At 59.1% G+C, this 6,000-nt stretch carries 7 protein-coding genes and 1 pseudogene; 7 read left to right on the top strand and 1 reads right to left on the bottom strand.

Translation table 11 applies throughout. The features are described 5' to 3' along the window. The 6 genes and pseudogenes from BLV20_RS21350 to BLV20_RS21325 form a co-directional block, all read left to right on the top strand. A pseudogene (locus tag BLV20_RS21350) lies at window positions 1-240 on the top strand (type VI secretion system tip protein VgrG); the annotation flags it as partial. Then, window positions 237-1,076 (top strand): DUF4123 domain-containing protein, encoded by an 840-nt coding sequence (locus tag BLV20_RS21345; RefSeq protein WP_092304446.1) that lies wholly within the window; start codon window positions 237-239, stop codon window positions 1,074-1,076. The pseudogene BLV20_RS21350 and the gene BLV20_RS21345, both read left to right, overlap by 4 nt. Before the next feature lie 4 nt (window positions 1,077-1,080). Further along, on the top strand, window positions 1,081-1,569 hold the full coding sequence (locus tag BLV20_RS21340) for a DUF3304 domain-containing protein (RefSeq protein ID WP_092304445.1): 489 nt from the start codon (window positions 1,081-1,083) through the stop codon (window positions 1,567-1,569). Between the two features lie 70 nt (window positions 1,570-1,639). After that, complete coding sequence (locus BLV20_RS21335; RefSeq protein WP_256577856.1) at window positions 1,640-2,185, top strand: DUF3304 domain-containing protein; 546 nt, start codon at window positions 1,640-1,642, stop codon at window positions 2,183-2,185. Continuing rightward, on the top strand, window positions 2,182-4,002 hold the full coding sequence (locus tag BLV20_RS21330) for a DUF2235 domain-containing protein (protein ID WP_256577855.1): 1,821 nt from the start codon (window positions 2,182-2,184) through the stop codon (window positions 4,000-4,002). The genes BLV20_RS21335 and BLV20_RS21330 overlap by 4 nt, the downstream gene beginning before the upstream one ends. Window positions 4,003-4,285: 283 nt before the next feature. Then, a complete protein-coding gene (locus BLV20_RS21325) occupies window positions 4,286-4,546 on the top strand; it encodes a DUF2790 domain-containing protein (RefSeq protein ID WP_092304443.1) in 261 nt (86 codons plus the stop codon). A 157-nt stretch (window positions 4,547-4,703) separates the two neighbouring features. On the opposite strand, the gene BLV20_RS21320 is transcribed toward BLV20_RS21325, so the two are convergent. Continuing rightward, window positions 4,704-4,973: a DUF1652 domain-containing protein gene (locus BLV20_RS21320; RefSeq protein ID WP_092304442.1), complete on the bottom strand. Its 270-nt coding sequence runs from the start codon at window positions 4,971-4,973 to the stop codon at window positions 4,704-4,706. 410 nt (window positions 4,974-5,383) lie between these two features. Here BLV20_RS21320 and eco point away from each other — a divergent pair, with 410 nt between their 5' ends. Next, entirely contained in the window at window positions 5,384-5,866 is a 483-nt protein-coding gene (eco, locus tag BLV20_RS21315) for a serine protease inhibitor ecotin (protein ID WP_092304441.1), read from the top strand. Window positions 5,867-6,000 lie beyond the last annotated feature (134 nt).

Raw genomic sequence — 6,000 nt, 5'->3', positions numbered from 1 at the left:
ACCATCAGCGGCGCCGATGTGAAGATCAATTCCGGCGGCGCGCCAGGGACTGGAACAGGCATTGCCGCGCTGCTTCCGGGATTGCTGAAGGCCGCTGACGCTGACAAGGCCGGAGGGTTGCTGCAGGTCCGTTCGAACTCGCCCATACCGCGCCTGACGCCGCCCAAGGGGATTTGTGTCGAGTGCTTGCTCAAGGCCATCCGCCAACGCCAGGCGATTCTGTCCGGAGCACAGCCATGAGCGATTTACCGCAAGGCCAGCAGGACTGGGTCAACGCCGCGGCCAAGGGCTTGAGCCTCACAGTGATCGTCGAGCAGGCCCTGCTCAGCGCGCCGCAGCGCAACGCCCTGGGTGAACTGGAAGGCGCCCGCTGGCCCCTGATGTACCAGGCCGAGCTGGCCCAGTTGCGCAATGACGGGCCGCTATTGCTGGACATGACCGGTCAATCTTTCGAACGGCTGGTGGCGATCCACGAACTGTTCGGCTCGAACCTGGCCGGCTGGTTGAGCAGCACCCTGCCAGCCAATCGGTTGGCCACCCACCTTGGCGACGCCCTGGTCTGCCAGGACGCCAACGATGCGGTGCTGCTGATCCGCAGCTACAGCGCCGAGGTACTGCCCCTGCTCCACCAGCAGGTCGGCCAGCCATGGCACCAATGGCTGTTCGGCCCCCTCGATACCTGGTGGGTCAAGGCCGAAAAAGACTGGCAGCGTCTTGCCGGCCCGGCGCACAGCGAAGTACCCGAGTACCACCCGATCCGCCTGGATGAGCCGATGATGCACAGCCTGCAGCATGACGCCCACGCCGAACAGTTGCTGGTGCAGACCGAAAACGTCGCCCCCGAGGCCTTTGCCAGCGACTGCCACGGCGAACGCCTGCAACAAGTGCAAGACCTGCTGCAGATCGCCAGAGCCCAGGGCCTGGACCGGCAGGAGGATCAGTCGACCTTCGTGTTGCACAGCCTGATCACCCGCGACCCACTGCACCAGCGCCCCGAATGGGCGGGAATCCTGCGTCAGGTCACCGATGACCGGGACACCCTGGAAAACGCCCTGGCCGCACAAGAAGGCGCCTGAGGCGATGTCGTTGCCGTCACTCGCAAAGCGCTGGAGGCGCCTGTCCGGCCGCCAGAAAACCCTGATTCAGTGGTTGGTTCTGGGCGCGCTGGTCGCCGGCTATTTCATCTGGCAATACAACCGCATGCCAGGCGCAGCGCTTTATGGGCATAACCATACGGATCGTCCGATTTTCAGTTATTTCGTCAATGACAATTGGGGTGGAAATGGGGGCATGACCTGCTGCTGGCGTATCGAGGGCAAGATGCTGAAGGTGGATTGGATCAAGAGCATGACCCGAACACAGTATGAGCAGGGGACTCGGGAAGAAACCCTTTCAATCGAGATCCCTAACCCTCCCCGCCAACGCAGTGACCGCTATTTGCATGTGCATTTCTTCCCAGGCGATCAGGTTCGCCTGGCCTGGAGTGCCAACCTGGACACACCTTACGAAAACCTCAAGGAAGCGCCTCCGGTGCCTGCTACCAAGGATCAGGAAGCCAAAGCTCAATGAGTCAGCGATTTTCAGCATCAATCATTAAAACGATACGAACTGCCCAACCTGGGCAAAAGAACATGACCGTATGCAGAAACAGGTTCGGACCAACAAGGAGTTTGTTGTGACATCGATTCAATCCCTAAGAAATCGCTGGAAGTCCCTGTCCAGATTGCAGAAAACACTCATCAATTTGTTGGTTTGGGGGGGACTAATTGCTGCCTATTTCATATGGCAGCACAGCCAACTGCCGGGGGCAATGCTCTACGTTCACAACCAAACGGATCGCCCTATCTTCAGCTACTTCGTTAATGACAACTGGGGGGGCAATGCCACGGCAAACGGAGGGGGCGGAGCAACCTGCTGTTGGCGCATTGAAGGCAAAACGCTGAAAGTAGATTGGATAAAAGGTCGTACAGGTGAGCAAGTTCGCCAAGGAGTTCAAAAAGAAACCTTATCAGTCGAGATCGCTAACCCACCTCGTCAACACACTGATCGATATCTACACGTGCATTTCTTCCCCGGAGACCAAGTTCGCCTAGCCTGGAGTGCCAACCTGGACACTCCTTATGAAAACCTCAAAGAGGCGCCACCAGTCTTTAACTCCAAGGATCAGGAAACCAAATCCCAATGAGTACCCGTAATGCTGATTTGGCTGCGGCTGCCGGCGCCCGTTGTGCGGGACCAACCAAAAACTCACATATCACTACTTGTGAACGAACTTTGCGGATCGGATTCTTTTTCGACGGCTTTGGACGTCACCTACTGAAAGACCTGCAGTCAGGTCGGGTTAGTAACGTCGGCAAGATGTATATGGCGCACCCCACTACTGGAAAGGATGAAGCCTCTTACAATTATCGAAGGCTATACCTTTCAGGAATGGGCACGGAGTACATCTCAGACCTGACCACCACCGCCAATGCCGGTGTGGATACCGCTGGCAGCAAGGCAGCCGATGTGCCCAAGGATGTGGCAAAGGACGAAGGGAAAAAGATCCTCAAGGATTTGCTGAAAGGTCATGACTGGTGGGAGCGCTTGAAGCGTGACCTGGGCGACTTGGTAAACGCCCCCTACAAAGTCTTCAAAGTGTTAAAAGGCGCGGTGGTTGACGCCGTGGCTGAAGTCGTACCGCCCCTGCGCGACAACCCCATCATGGCTGAGATAGCCAAGACTGGAGCCAATATTCGCATCGATGGCGCCATCGACTACCTGAACGACGAAGTAAGCAAGGTCAAGGCCTTGAGCGGCCCGCCCCTGAAGCGTATCGAATTGTCCGTGTACGGCTTCGACTACGGCGCCACCCTGGCCCGAGGCTTTCTGTATCGCCTGCTGGACCGCTGCCTGATCGATGGCGAGAAAGTGGAGTACCAGGGCGCCCAGGTGGTCGTGTTGTTTGCCGGCCTGTTCGACGCGGTGGATCGCAGCCGTAGCGAAATACCACTGATCGACGACTATATACCCGTGCCCACCAGTAACGTGCTGGGGGACGCCAATGTCCTGCCCAAGCAGGTCAGGCAGGCGCTGCATTTGGTCGCCGCCCACGAGCGACGCTTTTACCGGCGGGCCAGCCTGCTCGGCAAAGGCAACGCCAAGTGGCGCGAAGAACTGATGCCCGGGGTCAGCGAGGATATCGGTGGCAGCCTGCTGCCCGGCGAGCAGAAACCCAGCGCCGAGCTGGCGCTGGTCAGCTTGCACCGCATGTACCGCGCAGCGTTCCAGGCAGGAGTACCTTTCCTTCATCTCGAAGACTTATACGAAAAGGATGCCGATACTGCTGAGCTGTTCACCTTCAACGACCATATCAACGGCAAGACTGCCCTTGGGCTGGTCAAGAAGTATCAGTCGGCCGCCAAGGCCAGCATCGCCCAGCTGAAAAACCTCAACCTGGGTGACCAAGCGCCCTTCCTCGGCCATATGCGCCTGTATATCCGCTGGCTGGCGTCGATCTCGCGCCCTTATGTGCAGCGCCTGCGGGAAATCGGCGAAGAGGAGGATCGCCTGAATGCCAGCCAGTATGCCGCGGGGAATAGCGCCGGGATGTTCGGCCGCCCGGTGGAAACCCCGGAAAAGAGGCAGGCCCGCGTTAAGCGCACCCAGGAACTACAAACCGAACGCGAGGCGCTCAGGGCAGGGCTGGGCTGGCTGGAGGATGTCGACAGCGAAGCCCGCAGCATGCGCAGCGGGCGGACGCGGGATGGCTACAGGGCCGCCGGCACACCGCAGCAGATGCTGGTGCAGCAGGTGCTGTTGGAGGAGGAATGGTTCAAGGAGCAACTGTCGCCATTGCCGGAGGAAGTGAGCCTGTTGTTCGGCCACTTCATTCATGACCAGTTGGTCCAGTCCCTCGCTCAGCGCTCAGCCAAGTCGGTGAGCGGACAATGCTACTTCGATATCCGCGGGATCGATCTGCTGGAGAAAGAAGAGGAAGAAAAGGAGAAAGACAAGAAATAAGTGCATTCAATGCCTGCCCGGAATCGGGCAAGGCGTTGACGACCTGCAAGGCAGGGCCTTGTGTGCCCCTGCCTTCAAGCCCCCGCTGACATCGAATAGGCGTTTCTGCCCAAAGCACATCTTGTCGGGCAGTTTCCCTCCCCCACAAAAACCATTAGCCCCCTACTTAATCTCCGATTAATCCCGCCGCCCAAAACTATACAAAACCGCCCAGCGCAGAATCCCCTGTCGCCCTGCGCGGCGCGCTCGATGGCGGTTTTGTCGGGTTTATCGGAGAACGCTCATGAACATGCGTATTTTGCTGGTTGGGGCCCTGGCTTTTGCCGGGGTCGTGGGTGTGGCTCAGGCGGACACGGCCCAGGTACAACCGGTGCCTTATCACTATGGCATGTCGCTGAAGGTGGCCAAGGTGCTGTCGATGACCGAGCCGGCGACGCCGGAATGCCAGGTAATCACCGCGAACATGACCTTTATCGACAAGGCGGGAAAGCTGAAAGCCATCAGTTACCGCAAGCTGTCGGACGCTTGCAGTTATCAGAACTGAAGATTGCCCCGCTCTGATGCGATCAGCCGCAGGGTTGTCGATGGCAAGCGCCCCTGCGGGTCAGGCGGCGTCCTGGTAGCAGTGGCGGTCAAGGTACGCCTGGCCCGGAGTGGATCCAGGCCAGGCAAGCAGCACAGGTGTTGGCAAAGCCGGCCGATCAATGTGCCCTGGATTTCAGGGCGATGGGCTGGCTTCCCGGATGGTTCGCCAGGTCGTAGCGCAACTCGGCGATCAAGTCATTGATTTCCCGGCAGCCGTTGAGGCTCGCCGCATCGATGCCGGTGACCAGCAGGTCCACGCGGTCGGTTTCATGGTCGCCATAGACTTTTACGGTCATGTGCAAGTCGGGGCTCAAGGTGCACTGGCAGCGTTTGGGAAGGAAGCTGCTTTCAATGATATTGCGTAGTTCCAAGGCAGATAAAAACATGGCAAATCTCTCCTTTGGTGCAGCAGCCATTCGGTGATGGCCAACATTATGATCGCTTCGGGATTCCCTACCCGAATACGGCGTGCGGCGTGACTTGACCTCCCTGGAAGAGACAGCCAATCCCTAGACTAGGTTGTATTGGCGCCTGCGCTAAATTCTTTTTCGCTCTGAGCAGTAAGACTTTTCACCCGATACCTGATGCTCGTCCAGGCCGGCGCCGGAATGCCGTCCACGCGTGATGCCCTGTTCGATACATCCTCCGGGCAGCCCTCGCCGAAAGGTTCCTGTTTGCCGGGGTAACACCGGCTGGGGTTTGCATCACCGGGCGCTACCCGGTCAAACTGCCCGGCGTTTCAAGTAGGCGACTCTCGTTCAGGGAGACGCTGTCGATCAATCTGCAAGGAGGCCTTATGCGCTTTTTTCCTGTGTCCACCGCCATCGCCGTGCTGTTGAGCGGTATTTCCACCCTGAGCCATGCGGCCAAACTCGAAGACGTGGCGCCCTACCCCAAGGCTGAAGAAGGTTTTGTACGGCAAGTGATCCATCTGCCCAAGCAGGCCAAGGAAGAGGACTTCAAGGTCGAGATCCTGGCTGGCAAGACCCTGACGGTCGACTGTAATCGCCAGCGCCTGGGCGGCACCCTGGAAGAAAAGAACCTGGAAGGCTGGGGCTATTCCTACTACCGCCTGGACAAGGTCGGCGGGCCGATGAGCACCCTGATGGCCTGCCCCGAGGGCAGCAGCAAGCAAGCGTTCGTGCCGGTGGTCGGCGAAGGCTTCATGCTGCGCTACAACAGCAAGCTGCCGATCGTGATCTACGCCCCCAAGGACATCGAGGTGCGCTACCGCCTGTGGTCCGCCGCGGACAAGGTCGAGAAGGCCCGCGCGGAGTAATCCGGTCGCTAGCCTCGCCAGCTCTGTAGCCGCTGCCACAGGCTGCGATCGGCTTGGGCGGCACTCCGGACGCAGTAGCCGCCAAGCCAAGCAACGTGGTGCGTCAGTGACTCGGTGTCATCCGTTTGGCGAGC

This window comes from Pseudomonas sp. NFIX28, assembly GCF_900107395.1.
Lineage (GTDB): Bacteria > Pseudomonadota > Gammaproteobacteria > Pseudomonadales > Pseudomonadaceae > Aquipseudomonas.
This window is presented reverse-complemented; position numbering and strand designations above follow the sequence as displayed.

Coding starts and splice junctions, on each gene's coding strand:
- BLV20_RS21345 (WP_092304446.1), top strand. CDS start 237: ATGAGCGATTTACCGCAAGGCCAGCAGGACTGGGTCAACGCCGCGGCC.
- BLV20_RS21340 (WP_092304445.1), top strand. CDS start 1,081: ATGTCGTTGCCGTCACTCGCAAAGCGCTGGAGGCGCCTGTCCGGCCGC.
- BLV20_RS21335 (WP_256577856.1), top strand. CDS start 1,640: ATGCAGAAACAGGTTCGGACCAACAAGGAGTTTGTTGTGACATCGATT.
- BLV20_RS21330 (WP_256577855.1), top strand. CDS start 2,182: ATGAGTACCCGTAATGCTGATTTGGCTGCGGCTGCCGGCGCCCGTTGT.
- BLV20_RS21325 (WP_092304443.1), top strand. CDS start 4,286: ATGAACATGCGTATTTTGCTGGTTGGGGCCCTGGCTTTTGCCGGGGTC.
- BLV20_RS21320 (WP_092304442.1), bottom strand. CDS start 4,973: ATGTTTTTATCTGCCTTGGAACTACGCAATATCATTGAAAGCAGCTTC.
- eco (WP_092304441.1), top strand. CDS start 5,384: ATGCGCTTTTTTCCTGTGTCCACCGCCATCGCCGTGCTGTTGAGCGGT.